The sequence below is a fragment of the Microcystis wesenbergii NRERC-220 genome (assembly GCF_032027425.1).
GTDB classification, from domain to species: Bacteria; Cyanobacteriota; Cyanobacteriia; order Cyanobacteriales; family Microcystaceae; genus Microcystis; species Microcystis wesenbergii_A.
Genome location: NZ_JAVSJA010000001.1, coordinates 483,769 through 502,407, shown reverse-complemented (window position 1 = coordinate 502,407; position 18,639 = coordinate 483,769). Strand labels below are relative to the sequence as shown.

14 protein-coding genes and 6 pseudogenes are annotated in these 18,639 nt (G+C 42.6%); 12 read left to right on the top strand and 8 right to left on the bottom strand.

The features are described 5' to 3' along the window. Positions 1-41: 41 nt before the first annotated feature. Positions 42-482: a Fur family transcriptional regulator gene (locus RAM70_RS02545; RefSeq protein ID WP_004268517.1), complete on the bottom strand. Its 441-nt coding sequence runs from the start codon at positions 480-482 to the stop codon at positions 42-44. Positions 483-1,012: 530 nt separating this feature from the next. On the opposite strand from RAM70_RS02545, the gene RAM70_RS02540 reads away from it, so the two are divergent. Then, entirely contained in the window at positions 1,013-1,609 is a 597-nt protein-coding gene (locus RAM70_RS02540) for a PEP-CTERM sorting domain-containing protein (RefSeq protein ID WP_312672161.1), read from the top strand. Between the two features lie 617 nt (positions 1,610-2,226). Here the strand turns inward: RAM70_RS02540 and RAM70_RS02535 are convergent. Further along, positions 2,227-2,697: a DUF29 domain-containing protein gene (locus RAM70_RS02535; RefSeq protein ID WP_312672160.1), complete on the bottom strand. Its 471-nt coding sequence runs from the start codon at positions 2,695-2,697 to the stop codon at positions 2,227-2,229. Positions 2,698-2,771: 74 nt separating this feature from the next. On the opposite strand from RAM70_RS02535, the gene RAM70_RS02530 reads away from it, so the two are divergent. After that, positions 2,772-3,197 carry an IS630 transposase-related protein gene (locus RAM70_RS02530; RefSeq protein ID WP_312672158.1) on the top strand — a complete coding sequence of 142 codons (426 nt, stop codon included), beginning with the start codon at positions 2,772-2,774 and terminating at the stop codon, positions 3,195-3,197. Here the strand turns inward: RAM70_RS02530 and RAM70_RS02525 are convergent. Beyond that, positions 3,131-4,345, bottom strand: a pseudogene (locus tag RAM70_RS02525) (ISL3 family transposase). The gene RAM70_RS02530 and the pseudogene RAM70_RS02525 sit on opposite strands and share 67 nt — an antisense overlap. A gap of 245 nt (positions 4,346-4,590) precedes the next feature. Between RAM70_RS02525 and RAM70_RS02520 the strand changes: the two are divergent. From RAM70_RS02520 to RAM70_RS02510, 3 genes are read left to right on the top strand one after another with little or no spacing between them, the layout of a single operon-like run. Beyond that, positions 4,591-5,073 carry an IS630 family transposase gene (locus tag RAM70_RS02520; protein WP_235614858.1) on the top strand — a complete coding sequence of 161 codons (483 nt, stop codon included), beginning with the start codon at positions 4,591-4,593 and terminating at the stop codon, positions 5,071-5,073. 17 nt (positions 5,074-5,090) lie between these two features. Then, the gene (locus RAM70_RS02515; protein ID WP_312675775.1) at positions 5,091-5,336 is read left to right on the top strand and encodes a transposase; all 246 of its coding nucleotides are present in this window, start codon (positions 5,091-5,093) and stop codon (positions 5,334-5,336) included. A gap of 17 nt (positions 5,337-5,353) precedes the next feature. Further along, positions 5,354-5,599, top strand: a complete 246-nt coding sequence (locus tag RAM70_RS02510) for a transposase (RefSeq protein WP_376750906.1) — start codon at positions 5,354-5,356, stop codon at positions 5,597-5,599. A 367-nt stretch (positions 5,600-5,966) separates the two neighbouring features. On the opposite strand, the gene RAM70_RS02505 is transcribed toward RAM70_RS02510, so the two are convergent. After that, positions 5,967-7,394, bottom strand: coding sequence for a phosphoglucomutase/phosphomannomutase family protein (locus RAM70_RS02505; protein ID WP_190381496.1), 1,428 nt, complete (start codon positions 7,392-7,394; stop codon positions 5,967-5,969). Positions 7,395-7,462: 68 nt separating this feature from the next. Then, on the bottom strand, positions 7,463-7,807 hold the full coding sequence (locus RAM70_RS02500; RefSeq protein ID WP_312672156.1) for a hypothetical protein: 345 nt from the start codon (positions 7,805-7,807) through the stop codon (positions 7,463-7,465). A 354-nt stretch (positions 7,808-8,161) separates the two neighbouring features. Between RAM70_RS02500 and RAM70_RS02495 the strand changes: the two genes are divergently transcribed. The 5 genes and pseudogenes from RAM70_RS02495 to RAM70_RS02475 all read left to right on the top strand — a co-directional run. Further along, positions 8,162-8,995 carry a photosystem II manganese-stabilizing polypeptide gene (locus RAM70_RS02495; RefSeq protein WP_288000037.1) on the top strand — a complete coding sequence of 278 codons (834 nt, stop codon included), beginning with the start codon at positions 8,162-8,164 and terminating at the stop codon, positions 8,993-8,995. Positions 8,996-9,124: 129 nt separating this feature from the next. Then, positions 9,125-10,360: a DNA methyltransferase gene (locus RAM70_RS02490; protein ID WP_312672154.1), complete on the top strand. Its 1,236-nt coding sequence runs from the start codon at positions 9,125-9,127 to the stop codon at positions 10,358-10,360. After that, positions 10,357-11,792: pseudogene (tnpC, locus tag RAM70_RS02485) on the top strand (IS66 family transposase). The gene RAM70_RS02490 and the pseudogene tnpC overlap by 4 nt, the downstream one beginning before the upstream one ends. A 125-nt stretch (positions 11,793-11,917) precedes the next feature. Beyond that, positions 11,918-13,152, top strand: a pseudogene (locus RAM70_RS02480) (RNA-guided endonuclease InsQ/TnpB family protein). Between the two features lie 11 nt (positions 13,153-13,163). Beyond that, a pseudogene (locus RAM70_RS02475) lies at positions 13,164-13,848 on the top strand (IS30 family transposase); the annotation flags it as partial. On the opposite strand, the pseudogene RAM70_RS02470 reads toward RAM70_RS02475, so the two are convergent. The 3 genes and pseudogenes from RAM70_RS02470 to RAM70_RS02460 all read right to left on the bottom strand — a co-directional run. Then, a pseudogene (locus RAM70_RS02470) lies at positions 13,840-14,289 on the bottom strand (helix-turn-helix domain-containing protein); the annotation flags it as partial. The pseudogenes RAM70_RS02475 and RAM70_RS02470 sit on opposite strands and share 9 nt — an antisense overlap. Before the next feature lie 299 nt (positions 14,290-14,588). Then, a pseudogene (locus RAM70_RS02465) lies at positions 14,589-14,765 on the bottom strand (helix-turn-helix domain-containing protein); the annotation flags it as partial. A gap of 73 nt (positions 14,766-14,838) precedes the next feature. Further along, on the bottom strand, positions 14,839-16,116 hold the full coding sequence (locus tag RAM70_RS02460) for a recombinase family protein (protein ID WP_045363009.1): 1,278 nt from the start codon (positions 16,114-16,116) through the stop codon (positions 14,839-14,841). Between the two features lie 216 nt (positions 16,117-16,332). On the opposite strand from RAM70_RS02460, the gene RAM70_RS02455 reads away from it, so the two are divergent. Next, on the top strand, positions 16,333-16,722 hold the full coding sequence (locus RAM70_RS02455; protein ID WP_045362950.1) for a SpoIIAA family protein: 390 nt from the start codon (positions 16,333-16,335) through the stop codon (positions 16,720-16,722). A 102-nt stretch (positions 16,723-16,824) separates the two neighbouring features. Beyond that, the gene (locus tag RAM70_RS02450; RefSeq protein WP_045362947.1) at positions 16,825-18,543 is read left to right on the top strand and encodes a methyltransferase domain-containing protein; all 1,719 of its coding nucleotides are present in this window, start codon (positions 16,825-16,827) and stop codon (positions 18,541-18,543) included. Positions 18,544-18,639: the final 96 nt, after the last annotated feature.

Genomic DNA, 18,639 nt, shown 5'->3' with positions numbered 1-18,639 from the left:
AACGGATACTATTCACAGGGCTAATTATACAGTTATCTGGCTCATTTGTTTTGTTTATAGCCATAGAAATCGATGCGATAATCGGTAATTTTTACCCCCGTCGATGCCTCAATCTGTTTAATTAATTCCGGGGGAAGTTGGATATGCACATCGATGATTTCTTGACTGTCCAGACAATTGACGTGACTGTGGGAATCGCTGATGTTGCCGTAGAGTCTGCCGTCCCAGCGTTCCACAGATTCGATAATGCCTTGACCGGATAGAGCCTCTAGGTTTTGGTACACTGAAGTATGACCGATGTTCTTTCCTTGCAGATTGAGACGATCATAAATTTCTCGCGCTGATAGGTGTTCCTGCGCTTGCCACAGCAATTCTAAAATATAGCGACGCTGACGACTAACCCGCATTCCTAAAGTTTGACACCTTTCGATCGCATCTTCTAAACACCGGATCGGTTTTTGTTTTACCTCCAAATTGTCCATAGTTGCGTCCGTTGACCTCCGCCCTAATACATAGTCATTACCAGTTTAGCTTAGTCTTTCGATCGATGTCCACATTGCTCCAGTTTTCAGCCCATCTTCAAACTGAGATAAAAAATCAGCAGCGCCAGATTCGAGTAGATTTGCGGGCGAATGAGTGGAAAGAACCACTCCAGACACAAAGGACACAAAGATCGATCGCTAAGCTGTTAAGCATTTAAATTGCTTGTTGAGACGAGGCAAGAGGCAAGAGGCAAGAGGCAACAGTAAAGGGATTGGGGGAGATTCGGCTAATCTTAAGAATAAGTGCTTTAAATGCGTCTTAGCTTACTATATAAGTTACACTGATCACACAAAGAATAAGAGAACCAACCATTTACTTATCTATATAAATAGGATTGAATATTTCCATAAAAAATCCTCTTGAAAAATATTTTGATCAACCTTAACTTTAAGGGGTACATTAATTTATTTTTAGGGCCATGGCCACCAAATCGCCAAAATTATTCGAGTCATTGCGGTCATAGACCGCAATGACTGTCACTACTGTTAGCCTCACCCTAGCCGCTGCTTCTGGTGCTAGTGCCGCAACAGTGTTCGGTTTCCAAGACGCTTACGATCCCATTAATTGGACATTTACCAATAGTAATGCCGACGGGTTCGTCAATACCGGCGGCGCTCCCGCGTCCATTAGCCTGACTGGGGGGGACAATGGTTCTGGCTTTTCTGGAACCACAGACTACACCACCACTGCGGCTGCGGCTGGGACGGTGACATTTGATTGGAACTATTCGACTGCGGATGTTTTGGTGGATTTTACCTGTAGCAATCTTCCTAATAGTTTCTGTGACCCTTTCGTTGTCCTCGTCAACGGGGTAGGGACTATCCCACTCAATCCTTCTGGAGGTAGCCCTCAGAGCGGGACATCGACGTTTAACGTCCTAGCTGGCGACAGTTTCGGTTTCCGTATTGCCACTGCGGATAACTTCTTCGGACGGGGTAGTGTGACGATTTCTAACTTTTCTGCCCCTGCCCCTGCCCCTGCCCCTGTTCCCGAACCCTCAACTGTGCTGAGTTTGCTGGTACTAGGAGGCTTAGGCGCTGGACTGAAGTACCTTAATCGCAATTGATATCCCAAAAAACAGGGGACTAGGAGTTGACCTCTCCTCCTAGTTCCCAACTTGATTAGCTGTTGACTGTCTGCGAGTGCCAGAGTTTGGAGCGGGGAGAGTTACACAATTCTGGCTTTAAGTCAATAGCCTTTACAAAACTTCAAAAATTGCAACATAAAAAAAATTTCATCACTGGCGGCTTTTTTTGGGCAAGAGAATCGATATAGTCCCCTGATTGTCTTGGTTTTCCGTTGATTTAAAGCTTAAAGGTTAAACTAAGCCCACAGCATACCACGATCATACCATATTATTAAATGTAGGCAACCCCGATTTACAGCCAAATTTTGGCAAATTCTGGGAAAATCAAAATCTTGTAACTTCCTTGTTACATTTAACTAATCGCCCAAATTATTTAAATATTTTAATTGATTATCTTAAGTTTATAATTTTTACTTATTTTTGAAGGCTGATTAACTAGGGTTGGGCAAAAAAGCTTGTAAGCTCTATTTAAAGTCAGTCGAATCGCTTAGTATCGGGAGACAGATGTGACTTGTATAGCTTCCCAGTTTTTGAGATTTGAAGACTTTTTAGAAGCATTTTGAAAGCGTCTTAGCCGATGGATTAAATATGAATTATCAGCCATAGAAATCTTCATCAAGAATCTGTTCTAAGGAAAAAGGGCAGTCTAAGGGATATGCTTCCTCTGGAGGAATCGCAATTCCCAAGTCAGCCAATTTACTTTCCTTGATGGCAATTTTGCGACCTTTAGGATAGGTTTTATCGATGGCGATTGCTACATGAGATTTCAAAGAAGGGGTGTTTTCTAGTAAGGCGATAACTCGTTCCCTGTGTTCGACAATGGAGCTATACCAGCTAGATTTCATGCTTTCAGGGACAGATGATTGTACTTTTAATTTCAGTAAATGAGCCAGCAAAATCATTAAATTTTCTTCCAAGGCATTTTTATCTGATTTACCCAATTCTTTTAACTCCTCAACCAAATGAGATACATCTAATGCCTGAAAATCTCCTTGTTCTAACTGACCTATTGTTGTTATCAGCCATAATTGAAAATCTTGTTCATAGAGTTCTGATTTAGTTATCATGATGTCTTCGATAATATAGCAAAGAGCGGGATAGTTAGGACATAATAGAGAAAAAGAAATGAGGAGAAGCTTTCATGGCAGCACCCTATAGTGATGATTTAAGACAGAAAGCAGTGAGTGCCGTAGAGCGAGGGGAGAAAAAAAGCCATGTCTGTCGCACCCTCAATATTAGTCGTAATACATTAGACCTATGGCTGAAACGGAAGAAACAAACTGGGACGGTGGCCGCTAAAACTAACTATCGTCGAGGGCCGAAGCCCAAAATTGACGATTTAGAAGCCTTTCAAAAGTTGGCCGAACAATATGGGCATTTGACCCAAGAAAAAATGGCGCAAAAATGGGCTAACCCAGTCAGTAGGATGAGAATTGGTCAAGCGCTCAAAAGAATTGGATTTACTAGAAAAAAAGGCTCTTCGTTACTCTTTATGCTAAATCAACAGACAAGATGCCAAGATAACATACTTCTAACCCAAAAATTCCGAAAGTTTCTAAAGCCATAGCCTCGCCGTTTTATTAGTTTAAGTTTATTGTTGATTCCCTCGACTAATCCATTCGTTGTTCTTCGCTCGAAATAACTAATGATTTCTCCAAACCAGTTTCGGATTGTTTGACAACTCTTGGTAAAAACAATGGAGGATTTTGCCAACCATTCCGAGATAGATAGCAGTCCTTCTGTCGGATTCTCTGAGGTTTCATAAATCTTTCTGAATTCTTCCTTTAATTCCGGCATCTTTTTCAAATTTGGCCAATTTTCTTTGATAGCTTCTCGTTTAATTTTTTGGGGTTCCGTTCAATCTTCTTCATTTTTTAATAGGCTATATTTACTTCGCTTTAAAACTTCTAGCTTCGCTTCTTTTTCCGCTTTCTGTTTTTTATTTTTCTGCGCTTCTACGGCTCTTTTTTCTGCTCTTCTCTGTTCGTCTAACTCTTGATTAATTTGTTTCATTACATGGAATCTATCGGCGACTAATTCAACCGATGACATCAATTCTTTCACCAAATTTTTATAGGGCAACCAAAGGTCTATGCTCACTTCTTCAATTGGCTCTAACACCTCTTTTCCCCAGCCTGTAAGCGTTTTTCTCAACTCCTCTTGTGTTCGCTTCTCTAGAATAGCTATTAGTTTTCCCGTATCTAAATTTACTAAAACCGCACAGTAATTTTTTTGTCCTTTGACTAGAGCGATTTCATCAATTCCTAGTCTTTTTAATTCCGATAGGTCTGGCTCGGTAATTTCTTCAGCAATGTCCTCTAGCCTTCTTTGAATCTCTTCTTCCGTTACGTCATTTATTCGACTAACATTTAAAATATCTCCTGATTTTAATTGTTCGAGTATATTTTCGGCTAGTCTTTTCGTATAGGTTCGTTTACTGGCGACAAAATCTAACTCTTCGCTCAAGGGTTTTCGACAATTATCGCACTTAAATTGACGACGATTAACTTGTAGGTACACTGGTTGTCCTGAGATTGGTAAATCTTTGACTAAATATCGATGATTTTGGTGTAGTTTATCGCTCTCTAACCCACAACGAGGACAGATTGCTTTTTTCTTTTTCGATTCGACTGGTCAAACTATACCGACATTTTCTAGGTGTCGATAGCCTTGAATAGAGGTTCCTTCTAGGTTCAAAAATTTGTCAAGTATCATAAGTAAAATACTCTGGTTTTTGGCTATTATATCAAATCTTAACTCGATTGTCTATCTTTTGGTATTAACCTGTTTGTGTCTAAAATCTCTCCCTGTATAAATTTCAGCTATTTTTGAGCGTAGGCACTATCATCGAATTTTATTTGAAGTTAATTATTTGCATAACAATTACCGAAGAGCCGTAAAAAAAAACTTATGGCTACAGAGAAAGAGATGAAGAAGCCCGAAAAGAGTTTCTCCAAAAAATCAGAGGTTATGCCCCGGAAAGATTTGTCTATATTGATGAAGCTGGAATAGATAACACCATCGATTATCCTTATGGATATTGTCACAAATCAGAAAGATTTGAGGCTTTAAAGTTAGGTCACTGTAGCGAACGAGTTAGTGTGATCAGCGGTTGGTGGCGTGGTTCCACGATCGCGCCAATGGTGTTTGAGGGGTACTGTAATACAGAGTTGGTGTGTGAGTGGATAGAACAATTGCTATTACCCGAACTACTACCCGGTCAAATTATCATCATTGATAACGCCAGTTTTCATCCCAAAGAGAGAATCAAAAAATTGTTAGCTAAAGCGGGATGTGAAGTGCTATTTTTACCCGCCTATTCTCCAGACCTCAACAAAATTGAAAAGTTCTGGGCTAGATTGAAAAACTATGTTAGTCAGATTATCAATGATAGTGAAAACCTTGTGGATGCTGTGAGTAAAGCCTTCAGGCATCTGTCCTAACTAACTCGTTCTATGCCATATTACCCGAACTACTACCCGGTCAAATTATCATCATTAATAACGCCAGTTTTCATCCCAAAGAGAGAATCAAAAAATTGTTAGCTAAAGCGGGATGTGAAGTGCTATTTTTACCCGCCTATTCTCCAGACCTCAACAAAATTGAAAAGTTCTGGGCTAGATTGAAAAACTATGTTAGTCAGATTATCAATGATAGTGAAAACCTTGTGGATGCTGTGAGTAAAGCCTTCAGGTATCTGTCCTAACTAACTCGTTCTATGCCATATTACCCGAACTACTACCCGGTCAAATTATCATCATTGATAACGCCAGTTTTCATCCCAAAGAGAGAATCAAAAAATTGTTAGCTAAAGCGGGATGTGAAGTGCTATTTTTACCCGCCTATTCTCCAGACCTCAACAAAATTGAAAAGTTCTGGGCTAGATTGAAAAACTATGTTAGTCAGATTATCAATGATAGTGAAAACCTTGTGGATGCTGTGAGTAAAGCCTTCAGGCATCTGTCCTAACTAACTCGTTCTATGCCATAGTCAGATTATCAATGATAGTGAAAACCTTGTGGATGCTGTGAGTAAAGCCTTCAGGCATCTGTCCTAACTAACTCGTTCTATGCCATATGTCCTAACTATCCCGCTCTTTGCTATAGTTAATATAGATTTAATTATACTCTATTTTGCCGATTTAGGTAAAATCCCCAAGTAAAAGAAAAAGGCAGCTCAAAAGAGGATAATTTCTGTGGAGTTTTAAGGTAAATTCATTCTCAAAAGTCTCTTTTATTGTTACTTCCTATATATTATTTCCCCATTCTTTGGGAATTTGAGCAACTTTCTCTTAACCAGTCCAGAAAACGGGTTTCTTGAAGAAACCCGTTTTCTATTAAGTAGCCCAAGATTTTGCCCAGGCGAGAATTTCCTGAACTCGATCGAGGGTTGAAGATTCACAGTAGAGACGCAAAACCGGTTCTGTGCCACTAAAGCGAATTAACAACCAACTGCCATCTTCTAAACGGAACTTATAACCGTCCATAGGATTACAATCAGTCACTTGTTTACCGGCAATTTCCCTTAAGGGTTCCTTATCCAAAGCAGTAATTAACTGAGTGCGAGCTTCCATATTAGCTAGGGGTAAATCAATACGATCATACTGAGAATGAAACCCAGTTTTATCCTGTAATTGCGCGTAAAGATCGCTTAAATCTTGGCCCGATTCCACCACCGCTTCCAAAACGTATAAAGCTGATAATAAAGCATCCCGTTCGGGAATGTGAGTACCATAACCGACACCTCCCGATTCTTCCCCACCAATTAACACAGGAGTGGTCAACATTCGATCGGCGATATACTTATAACCGATCGGAGTTTCAAAGACCGATAAACCGTATAAACTGGCTAATTTGGGGATTAAATCGGAACCGCTCACCGTTTTCACAATTTCCCCTCTCATTCCCTTTTTGCCGGCTAAATGCTCGATTAAAATCGGGATGAGATTTTGGGTGCTTAAAAAATTCCCCCGACCATCGATCGCCGCCACTCGATCGCTATCGCCATCGAAGACCAAACCTACTCGCAAAGGAGCTAAATTTGCGCTCTGAGCCAGTTTATCGATGATTTCCCTCAAATTTCTCGGTAAAGGTTCCGGAGAGCCGCCACCGAACAAAGGATCGCGATTGCCGCGTAATTCCGTGATCCCCACCCCCAAAAGACGCTCTAAACCGGTAGCCGCCGCACCGTGCATGACATCGGAATAAACTTTTAGTTGTCCCGATTTGATCGCCTCGGCAATAGCGGCAATATTAACTTTTTGGCGTAAACCCTGACAATAACCTGACCACGGTTCAAAAGTGCTTAATTTACCCGCCTTGTCGTTAAATTGCGGCGGATTAGACAATAAAGCTTCAATTTGTTGGGTAATTTCTGGCGAGACAGAACCACCAAAATAACCTTTAACCTTCAAACCGAGATATTTAGCCGGGTTATGACTGGCGGTTAACACGATCGCACCGAGAGCATTTTCTGAGCGAGCTGCCCAACTAAAAGCGGGAGTGGGAGCGTAGGATTGGGAGAGAAGCACATCAAAACCTGCTTTTTGCAGCGATTCCGCCGCAGTTTGAGCAAAATCCTCCGCCATAAACCGCCGATCATAGCCGACGATAATCGTCCGCGAACCCGTGATCTGACCATAATTATCCGCTAAAACCTGAGCCGCCAAGGGAGCGAGCAGAGCGACTCGCTCGAAAGTAAAATCGGCGGCGATAATCCCGCGCCAGCCATCGGTTCCAAATTTAATCGGGTTCACGGTGGTCATGATTTACGAACTACCCCTAAAATATCCATTTTCCCAATACTGTAACCCGCTCCGTAACCTCTGGAAACTCATTTTTCCCGATCATCGGTTTTTGCCGCCGAATCGAGCGCGCCGACTTCACTGGCTAATAATTTTTCCATTAACATTTGTAACTTCATCCGTTCTATATAGGGCCATCCCCCAGTTTCCTCGATATCCCGGAGTAATCCGTATAAGTCCTGACGGGTATTGGGTAAAGATGGCTCGAACATCTGCTCGCGAATCTGCCGATGTAAATTTTCTAAAGTTCGCAGCAACATTAACAAACCGTTACAATCTCCCTGCTGTTCTTGGGCGATCGCTGTCACCGTCGTTACAAGGGAATCTAGTTGGCTATCTAATTGGCTGTTATCTCGCGGCAATCGGCTATTCATGTTCCTATTTGAAAACAGTCACACCAATCATATCAGTCATCAGCTATGAGTTTCTTAGAGCCTTCTGACTTGAAAGAGGGTGTGGGGTGTAGGGTGTAGGGTGTGGGGTGTAGGGTGTAGGGTGTAGGGTGTGGGGAAGTGGGGAGTGGGGAGAACAAAGCTGCCTATTGCCTATTGCCTATTGCCTATTGCCTATTGCCTTCTGTCTCTCCTCTCCCTGTCCCCCATCTTCTCAATGGTCACTGATCTTTGATAAACTGAGTTTCGATGAATTGGCCCGACCGATTCGATAATTCATCAGGCTATGGATCAAGGGTAGTAATTGTAAAGATTGACAAAGAGAGGTTGACATAGATGAGATTTCGTGCATTGTTAGTTGCCTTTTTAGCCTTGTGCTTAGGGGTGTTGACAGCTTGTAGCGACGCGCCTAGTGCCGTCCTGAATAGAAACGAGCTAACCTATGATGAAATTTTAAACACGGGATTAGCTAACAAATGTCCCCAGATTTCCGAGTTTACCCGGGGTACTCTCCCCTTAGAAAGCGGCGAAAGTTATGTGGTGACAGATTTATGCTTGGAACCCCAAGAATATTTTGTCAAGGGTGAACCCATTAATAAGCGGGAAGCAGCCACCTTTATCCCAGGTAAACTCTTAACCAGAGATACCACCAGTTTAGAACAGATGACAGCGACCTTAACCGTAGGCGAAGACGGTGTTTTAACCCTCAAGGAAGAAGACGGTATCGATTTCCAACCCATTACCGTACAATTACCCGGAGGTGAAAGAGTTCCCCTCTTCTTTACCATTAAAGGTTTCACTGGCAAAACCGAAGCTGGATTTAGCTCTATCAACAGTTCCACCGATTTTGTAGGCGACTTTAAAGTTCCCTCCTATCGTGGCGCTGGTTTCTTAGATCCCAAAGGTCGGGGTGTGGTGACGGGTTATGATAACGCTGTCGCTTTACCCGCTAGTGCTGATAGTCAAGATTTCCAGCGTGCTAACGTCAAAGCGACGGAACTGGGTAAAGGTACTATGTCTTTACAGGTAACTAAAGTTGACGCTTCTACTGGCGAGTTTGCTGGTGTTTTTGAAAGTGAGCAGCCTTCTGATACAGATTTAGGGGCAAAAGATGCTGAAGAAGTGAAAATTCGCGGCATTTTCTACGGTCGTCTCGAAGCTCGTGCCTAATTAATAAATTCAGAATTTCTGGAAATTAAGGCGAATTTCTCCCCAGAGAAGTTCGCTTTTTTTTGGCTCTCTTGGGGTTATTCAAGGGTTACAATAAAGATTGACCTCGCCCTGGAGGAAGAGTTGCTAATGCCCAAGAAAACGAACAAGAAAACGGAAGCCAAAAGTTACAACCATGGCGAGGAACATCCCCAGCGTCCCGATATTGGCACGGAACCCCACTTCAAGAAAAAGAAACCCCCTGTCACCTATCGTTATGATTCCTCTTTGTCCCCGGAGTTAAACTGGGATGAAAACCCCGCACGAGAACAAGCTGAGGCTTTAATTGAGCAAATTCTCGCGGCAGAAGATTTAGAAACCGCCAAAATAGCAGCGCGTAAACTCAAGGCAATCGGTGAACCGTTTTTAAATTGGACAGGAAAGGCCGAAAGGTTATCTTTTCAAGTGCCAACTTTACCCCTATTTGTCCATGAACGTTTATCCACTAGGGCAATTATTGAAACCCTGAAATCCCACAAGGTGGAAAAAGGGGAACAATTGAATCTATTTAATGACCCTAAATGGTCAATTACTGACCAGATTCTCCGAGCTTATGAGTATCACGATAAATGGGTAAACCGGATGATTCTCGGTGACTCGTTGGTGACGATGAACTCCCTACTGCAATACGAGGGGATGGGGGGTAAGGTGCAGATGATTTATATTGACCCTCCCTACGGGGTAAAATTTGGTTCTAATTTTCAGCCTTTTGTGAGAAAACGCGACGTTAAACACAACGATGACGATGATTTCACCCGCGAACCGGAGATGGTGCAAGCTTATCGAGATACTTGGGAATTAGGGTTACATTCTTATCTGAGTTATTTACGCGATCGTTTGTTGTTGGCCCGGGAGTTGTTGACTGATAGCGGTAGTGTTTTTGTGCAGATTTCCGATGAGAATGTGCATCATGTTCGGGAGTTGATGGATGAGGTTTTTGGTGGGGAGAATTTTGTTTCAACAATAGTTTGGAAAAAGGGAACACCAAATAGTAAAACGATTAGAAACGCCTTTAATTATTTATTATGGTACTCTAAAAATATAAATCAAGTAAAAGCTAACAAACTATTCTATCAAAGAACTGGAATAGAAGGAACGACAGAAGATGCCCAAAAATTAGCTTTATGGGGTGAATTTTTAAATGGAGAAATTAGAACTTTAACTACTGAAGAAAAAAGAAGTATTTTAACAACAAAAGATAAATGTAAAGTTTTTAGATTTGATAAAATTATTGAGAGTGTAAATGTCCAGAAAGACGATTTGAACTGTAAGGATTCAGGTCAGGGGATTGACAAAAACAGAAAAAAGTGTAGATTGAGAGGATGAAGCAAAAAGAACCGCAGCAGCTACTAGACAGGGAAAGCCTGAAAAACCTGACCCCAGAACAACTGGTGGAAATGGTGCTGAAATTACAGAAGTTAGTAGTCAAACAAGGCGAAACCATCGAGAAGCTGAAGGGTCATCTAGATAAGGATAGCAAAACCTCATCGAAACCCCCCTCCACAGACTGGCTAAGAAAGCCAGAAAAAGTCAAAGAAGGCGAAAAGAAAGAGGGACGCAGCCCCGTCCGGGCAAAAAGGGCATGAGGGAAAAACCCGCAAAGGATTTGGACGAATAGACCGCACTGAGAGCGTCAAAGCCGAAAAGTGCCCCCATTGTGGCAGTAGCCATCTCGCCCCGGGTGAACGCCGACAACGCACTTTGATAGTAGCCCAGCTAGTAGAAAGGCCAATAGAAATAGTAGAGTATAAGCAAGAATGTGCCTACTGTGCTGATTGTGGCGGGCCAGTTTTCGGGGTTTTGCCAGAAGACGTAGTACCCGGTCAAGATTTGGGAGTAAGCTTACAAGCCCTGTTGGGGTGGATGAGTCATTATGGGCATCTATCCTACGCTTGCACAGCAAGAATGGCTGGCGAGAAATTGGCAGAATAGAAGTAGGGATAGGGACATTACAAGCCACCACACAACGTTGAGCTTCTGCGGTAGAACCCTCAGTCAGAGAACTACAAGAGTGGGTCAGAGAACAACCCCAAGTCCACGTAGAGGAATCGCCATGGTTAGTTAAGGGCATCAAAGAATGGTTGTGGAATATTAGTGGTGTGGGCTTTTCCCTCTTCCAGGCGGGGGACACTCGCTCACGAAAAGAGTTAGAATATCTGTTGGGAAAAAGTTTTGCTGGGGTATTAATCTCCGATGATTTCAGTGTCTACAATGGCTATGGGGCGGCCGCCCAGCAGAAATGTCTGGCCCATTTACTGCGGCATTTTAAGCAGGTAGAAAAACTGAAAACTCCTCATCACTCACGGAAGCCTTTAGGCAACATCTGCAATATCGAGAAACCGGCGCTCGGTCTATCTATAACCACTGGGTCAGGGATTTTCGACTGCGGTTAGAGCAAGCTTTAGCAGTGTGGCGACCCCAGGCGGGTTATGCTGCGGGTTTATTGCTGAAATCCTTGCTGGACAAGTCCCATCAGTGCTGGTATTTTCTTGACGTACCAGAAGTTCCTCCCGACAATAACCGAGCGGAGCGTTCCCTACGCCTAGGAGTAACCAAGCGCAAGATAGCTGGTGGTTCTCGCTCCTTCAGTGGCTTTGTCGATACTGCTCGTTTGTTGACCGTGATTCAGTCTTGTCGCGCTCAAGGCCGTTCGGTTTTAACTTTCTTCCGTCAGGCTTTGGCCTCTGTCCATCACCCCTTGAATACGGTTGTCTCTCTTATCCCCACTGCTGATTTTTCTCTCTTTGTCAACCCCTAGACCTGAATATTTACCGAAATTTTGGGTTAAAGCCCCGTCCTTTTAGGACGGCTTTTTAAACTATATCTTGTTAACTTAACTTTTATTGTGCTATACTGATTTTGTCTAAGTCCCCCCTGCGTAAAATGTTTGTCTTAGAGTTTAAAGTTAAAGCTAAAACTCAACAGTATCAAGCCATAGACGATGCTATTCGTACTGCTCAATTCATCCGTCACAAATGTGTAAGGTTATGGATGGATACAAAAGGTACGGGTAAGAACGATTTATACCGATATTCTCAAGAATTAGCTCAGGACTTTAAATTTGCCGATGAACTTAATTCAACTGCTAGACAGGCAAGTGCTGAACGTGCTTGGAGTTCAATTAGTCGTTTTTACGACAACTGTAAACGTAAAGTATCAGGCAAAAAGGGGTATCCTCAATTTAAAAAATCTCGCTCTGTTGAATACAAACAATCAGGATGGAAGCTTCTTAGCCCTAAAACTGTTAAGTTCACTGACAAGAAAAACATTGGTGTTCTTAAGTTGGTAGGAACTTGGGATTTAGGGTACTTTCAAGAATCCGATATTAAACGGGTTAGGTTGATTCGGAGAGCGGACGGTTATTATTGTCAATTTGTCCTTTCTTGTGACGTTAAAGAAGATGTTAAACCATCAGGTAAGTGTATTGGCTTAGATGTAGGTTTGGCTTCTTTCTATACAGATCACAATGGCGACAAGGTTGATAATCCTCAATTCTTGAGAAAGTCTGAGAAACGATTAAAACGACTTCAAAGGCGATTATCTAAAAAGAAAAAGGGAAGTAAAAATCGTCAAAAAGCTAGACAAAGATTAGCTAAAGCTCACCTTAAAGTAAGTAGGCAACGTAAAGACTTTGCTGTGAAATTAGCAAGGCTTCGGCCGTGAGCTCAGCCGAACGGTGCGTAGTTCACTCTAGCGATGTGATAGCCTACGAGGATTTAAGAGTTAAGAACTTAGTCAAGAATCATTGTCTAGCTAAATCGATCAATGATGCGGCCTGGTATCAGTTTCGGGAATGGATAGAGTATTTTGGGGTTAAATTCGGCAAGATAACGATTGCTGTCTCACCGAATTATACAAGCCAAAACTGTTCAAACTGTGGTGAAACTGTCAAAAAATCTTTATCGACTAGAACCCATCAGTGCAAATGTGGATGTGTTTTGGATAGGGATGAAAACGCCGCAATCAACATCCTTAAAAGGGGACTAAGTACGGTAGGGCATACCGGAACCTTTGGGCTCGATCCAATAAACGCTTGGGGAGAGAATACCTCTACTTTTTCAGAAGCAATTCTGTCTAAGCAAGTAATCTCTGTGAACCAAGAATCCCCGTCTCTTTAGAGCGGGGAGTGTCAAGAGCCAGTCAAGAATCTCTCAGTCACGAAACCATCTATCAAATGATCTATCAGAACTATCAAGGATGTGGGGAGTACTGGAAATATTTACGCCGGGGGCTTTGTCAAAGAAAGAGTCGAGACGGAGCAAAAAGTAAGCGTGGAGGGATTCCGGGTCGTGTGGATATCTCCGAGCGACCAGCAATTGCTGAACAGAAGACCGAAATCGGTCATTGGGAAAGTGACACAATGATTGGAGGAAATCATCTAGGGGTTCTCGTTACATATATGGACAAAGCCTCGAAATTTCTAGTAGCAGGATTGGCCAAAAACAAAACCGCATCGGAAATCAACCCTTGTCACAGAAAAACTTTTCCAAGAGATTCACCCTGACAAAAGAAAAACCTTTACTTGTGACCAGGTCAAAGAATTTTGTGGACATCAAGAGTTGAGTCAGAAACTAGGAGCAGATTTTTATTTTGCTACTCCTTACCATTCTTGGGAGAGGGGATTAAACGAGCCTACCAATGGACTGTTAAGACAATTTTTTGCCAAGGGAACGAATTTCAAAATTGTTAAGCCAGAGCAGGTAGAAAGAGCCGTAAACTTGATTAACAATCGTCCTCGAAAATGTCTTGACTATCGTACCCCGAATGAGGTATTCTATGAAGCTAGATCAGACAGTGATGCAATTCAGACTTGAATCGGCCAAGCTTTGTCTAATCGTCTCAATCGACACTTGTTCAACTACTTTTAGTTCTACCATTTTATCCGCCAGCATTTGAAGAGTCCAACTCCTTTTTTCCCTTGGGGTTTCACTACAAGCAATCGCCATTAGATCGGCTTCTTTTTCCCCATCAATTATTCTCGGACGACGTTTTTTTTGCTCTCGTCGATTTAGGGCTGATTCTATCCCTTCTTCAACAAACCTTTTTCTGATCCTTTCAATAGTCGCATGACCAATATTTAATGATTCACTAATCTTACTATCTGTCCATCCTCCTCCTTCTTGATTAATATCTGCCTTCAGTAAAATTCGGGCATGATTTATTTTATAAGCTGCCGTTTTCCCTTTGTTAGTTATTTTTGACCGATCGCTTCTTTCTGATGGGGTTAAATCCACAATATATTTTTTAGATGGCATTTTTTGGTCGCTCAGTTTTAGTTAACAATACAGGGAGCATCTCATTTATGCAAGTGAGTAATTATACTTGTCCCTAAAACTGGTTTCTAGCAAGACTTTCAAAATAGCTTGACATAAAACCTGATTTAGGGGTTACAAAGGTGAGATGCTCCCAACAATACAGCTTAATCATCATCTACTAACGTCTTCTTAGAGCGGTCTCGCAGAGCGAGTGCGGCGGCAACGCCGCTATCGTGACCGGCTGAAGTCTTTTTTCAATATTACCTCTTTTTCGTTCCTCAATACAAACTTGATGACTTAGTAGGCAATAGTCCCTGAATATAACCTCGTGTCAGTCCTTTTCCTGTAGCTTTATAGGTTTCTTGGCATAAATTCAATGAATAATTCCAAAACCAACGACAACAACCAAAGCTTTTTGCTAAGGCTATTTCTTGCTCGGTATTAGGCTTAAGTCTGAATTTGTACGCTTTGTACATAGTTGTTATCAAGAAACTATATTTATGATCAGATGGTTTTTGAGGAATTGTCTATATACTGGTCAGCATTCAGTTAAAAAACGAAGATTAAACGTAAATGCCAATTATTAGCCGTTTCTCTCTCGATTTCGATGCGACGGATAAACTCGCGAAAATAAAAACGGCGCTCGATTTCCGATAAATCTCGCCAAAATTGCGGAAAAGCAACGGCACGAGCGATAATAGTCAGGTTATCGGGGGGTAATTGGTCTAAACGTCCTTGTATCTGCGCGATCTCGTTTTTCAGTTTATAGGCCCGTAGATTAGCCGTTTCTTGATCTAAAATTCCCGCCGCTTCTAGGGAGGGCAATTGCGACAAAATATCGTTTTTTTGCCCTATTTCCTCGCTCATTCCCCGTTTGATCGCCTCTAAATCTGGTAAAGATATCTGAGCGATCGTCGGTGGTAGGTCTTGACAAATGCGCTCGATTGTGATATCAAGAATTTTTTCATAAGCGATCGCCGAACATTTTTTTGTCCGGGGACATTGCAAAGGTCGCAAATAGAGGTATTCTAGGCTTTTTCCTCGCGCTGTGACTTTGGTAATCGTCATCCCCGATTGACATTGACTACAGACGACTAAACCCGCTAAGGAACGCGGGGCGCTGGCACTGCGGGGGGGTAATTTGCGATTATTTCTCAGGATGCGATCGATCTGGGCTGCTTCTTCCCGGGAGATCATCGGGGTGTGGGTATCGGGGATAATATCTTGACCTAGATAGCACAAATCACCGCGATAAACGGGATTAGTTAGCCATTTATGGGCAGTAGCTACCGATATCTTTTTGCCGTAGCGTTTTTCTAGATACCGCACCGTGGAACGCAGGGAAGCGGAAATCAAAAAGCGATCAAAAAAGTCTTTGACTACTGGTGCGGTACTGCGATCGAGTATATAACGCTCCTTGCCACGACGATAACCGTAGGGTGCTTTTCCGGGGGGAGGCAAAGCTTGCAGACGATTGTGAGCGTGACCTGCTTTTAAACGGTTACTTAGTTCGTTTTTTGATATTTCTTGCAGAATCTTGGCAAAATTCAGCTTATAATCTGGTTCTTCTAGGGCAATTATATCTATGTCGAGGGCTTCTAAGGATTGTAAAATTTTGCTAACTTCCGTGCCATTGTCTCCCAATTCTGCTAGACGACGCAGGATCAGCAGTCGGGGGGGAGTACCTTGACAATCGCGGAGAAGTTGCTGCCGTTGTGAGCGATCGCCAAAATCTTGATATACTTGTTCGGGAGAATAGGCCCAAATCGAGGTATCGGGGGGACTATCGAGCAGGGGGTTAGTATAGGTGTAGGCGATAATTTTCATGCTTTCCCAAAATTCTTGTCTAGATAAGCTGTTAAGCATCGATAACAGTTATCTTAATGGTGAGATAGGAATTTTTCGTTTTGGGAAGTTGGTTGTAGATACCTGTTTGTACGATAAGTTACGGTGTCGCGATTATAACTCGTCTAGAGATGTGAGTAAAACCGTTTATTCGTGATAGTATGTAGTTAGACTTCGACCATTTGGGAGAGGCAAACTATGATAGATTATAATTTAGATGCGGCGCATAGCATTCTCTATATGCAACCTAAGTCTGCGCTCGCGGCGGAAGATTTTGTTAAAATTGCGGCGGCAGTCGACCCCCACATTGAAGCCACTGGCGGCCTTGCTGGCGTAATCATCGAAGTTCCTAAGTTCACTGGTTGGGAAAGTTTTGGCGCCTTGGTCGCTCATTTCCGGCTGATACGCGACCATCACAAGTACGTCAGTAAAGTTGCCGTGGTGACTGATTCCACTTTGGTTAAACTGATTGAAAGTCTGGCTTCCCACTTTGTCGCGGCTGAAGTCAGGCAGTTCCCTTGGGGGGAAACTGAGGTAGCGACCCAATGGATATTGGGAGGCTCTACACTACCCCTAGTGGTCTCCTGACTTTTCAAACATCCTCTGAATCTTGAACTGCTATACTATCTGGGGACTTAACAAAATTAGGTCCCTATTGTGTTGTTTTGAGCAACTGAGTTGAAGAGAAAAATGCCGATCACTTCCCTTACCAATCTGGACTACTATGACCGGGTGAATCCTGACCTATTGCGCTTACTACCGCCGGATGCCTCAGTGATTGTGGAAGTGGGTTGTGGCACAGGCGCGTTGGGGCAGTATTATAAGAAAATTAATCCAAATGCTAATTATATTGGCATAGAACTGAATGCGCAAGCGGCCGAAATTGCGAAAACTCGGTTGGATCAAGTCATTGTGGGCAATGTCGAGGCATTGGATTTAGGGACTATCATTCTGCCCAATAGCGTAGATTGTTTGATTTATGGTGACGTTTTAGAACATTTACAAGACCCCTGGCGAGTATTAAATCAGCAAATTACTTGGCTTCAACCCGCCGGCCAAGTCTTAGCCTGTATTCCCAATATTCAACATTGGAGTATTCTAATTAATCTGTTAAGAGGGGTCTGGGAATATGAAGATGAAGGGTTATTAGACCGCACTCATTTGCGTTTTTTTACGTTATTGAGTATTAAAAAATGGTTTGCTGAAGCAGGATTACAAATCTATGAGATTCAGACACGAGGACAGAAAAATGAGAATTTTCAAACTGCTCAAAAACTATTGGCTCCCACCCTTCAATCCCTTGGCATTAATGCCGAACAATTTGCCATTCAAACAGGAGCCGTTCAATATGTAGTCAGAGCCTTAAAATCTACCCAACCACCTCGCCCTTTACTGATACAAACCATGATTATGGCTCCCCTCGCCTGCGATCGCGTCCGGGTCTTAGAACCGGATCAGTTCAGTGCCACCATTCCAGGTGTAAGAACCGTTTCCAGTGTTAAATCGGCGGATTTAGGCATTGCCCGACCGGAGGAGGAAAAAATCTTTATTTGGCAACGGGGATCTTTACAACCGGATGAACTGGCCAAAATTCAGACCCTTTTAGGCAAAGATTATTTAATTATTGCCGAAATGGATGATGATCCCCGTTGTTGGCCAGAACATGAACAAAATCAATTTTTAACCTATCGGGCTTGTCATGGTATTCAAACCACCACAGAGCCGTTAGCAGCATTTTTTCGCACTATTAATCCCAATGTGGCTGTTTTTCCCAATCAATTAGCCTATCTTCCCCCCCAAAGGGAATATCCCCAAAATAATACCGTTAAGCTCTTTTTTGGGGCCTTAAATCGTCAAGCAGACTGGCAGGCTATTTTACCCACCCTCAATCAAGTCTTAGCCGACTACGGAGAGCAAATCTCTGCCCAGGTGATTCATGATCGAGAATTTTTTGAGGCATTAGCCATTACCAATAAAGTTTTTGAACCCTTTTGTGATTATGAGCGCTATCAAGCCCTATTAAGAACCTGTGATATTGCCTTGTTGCCCCTCAATCCGACAGCCTTTAATAGTATGAAATCTGATTTAAAGTTTATTGAATGTGCGGGTCATGGCGTGACCGTTTTAGCTAGTCCTACGGTGTATAAAGCGTCTATTCAATCCGGTGAAACGGGTTTAATTTATGATTCTTTAACTGAATTTTCTGCACAATTACGACAATTAATTGAAAATCCTTCTTTTCGGCAACAACTGGCTAACAATGCCTATCAATGGGTCAAGCAAAATCGCTTACTGGCTCAACATTACCGCCGGCGATGGGATTGGTATTGTCAGATGCGGGACGAATTACCCCGTTTAACCCAAGAATTATGGCAACGGGTTCCGGAGTTACGTCAGAATGTTAACTAATCTTCTTTCATTCATAGGTAAGCAGGACAAAGACCCTAGCCAAATGGCAGCCAAAGGAATAGAGTGGTTATGGCAATGGCAGCGAGAGAGGAAATT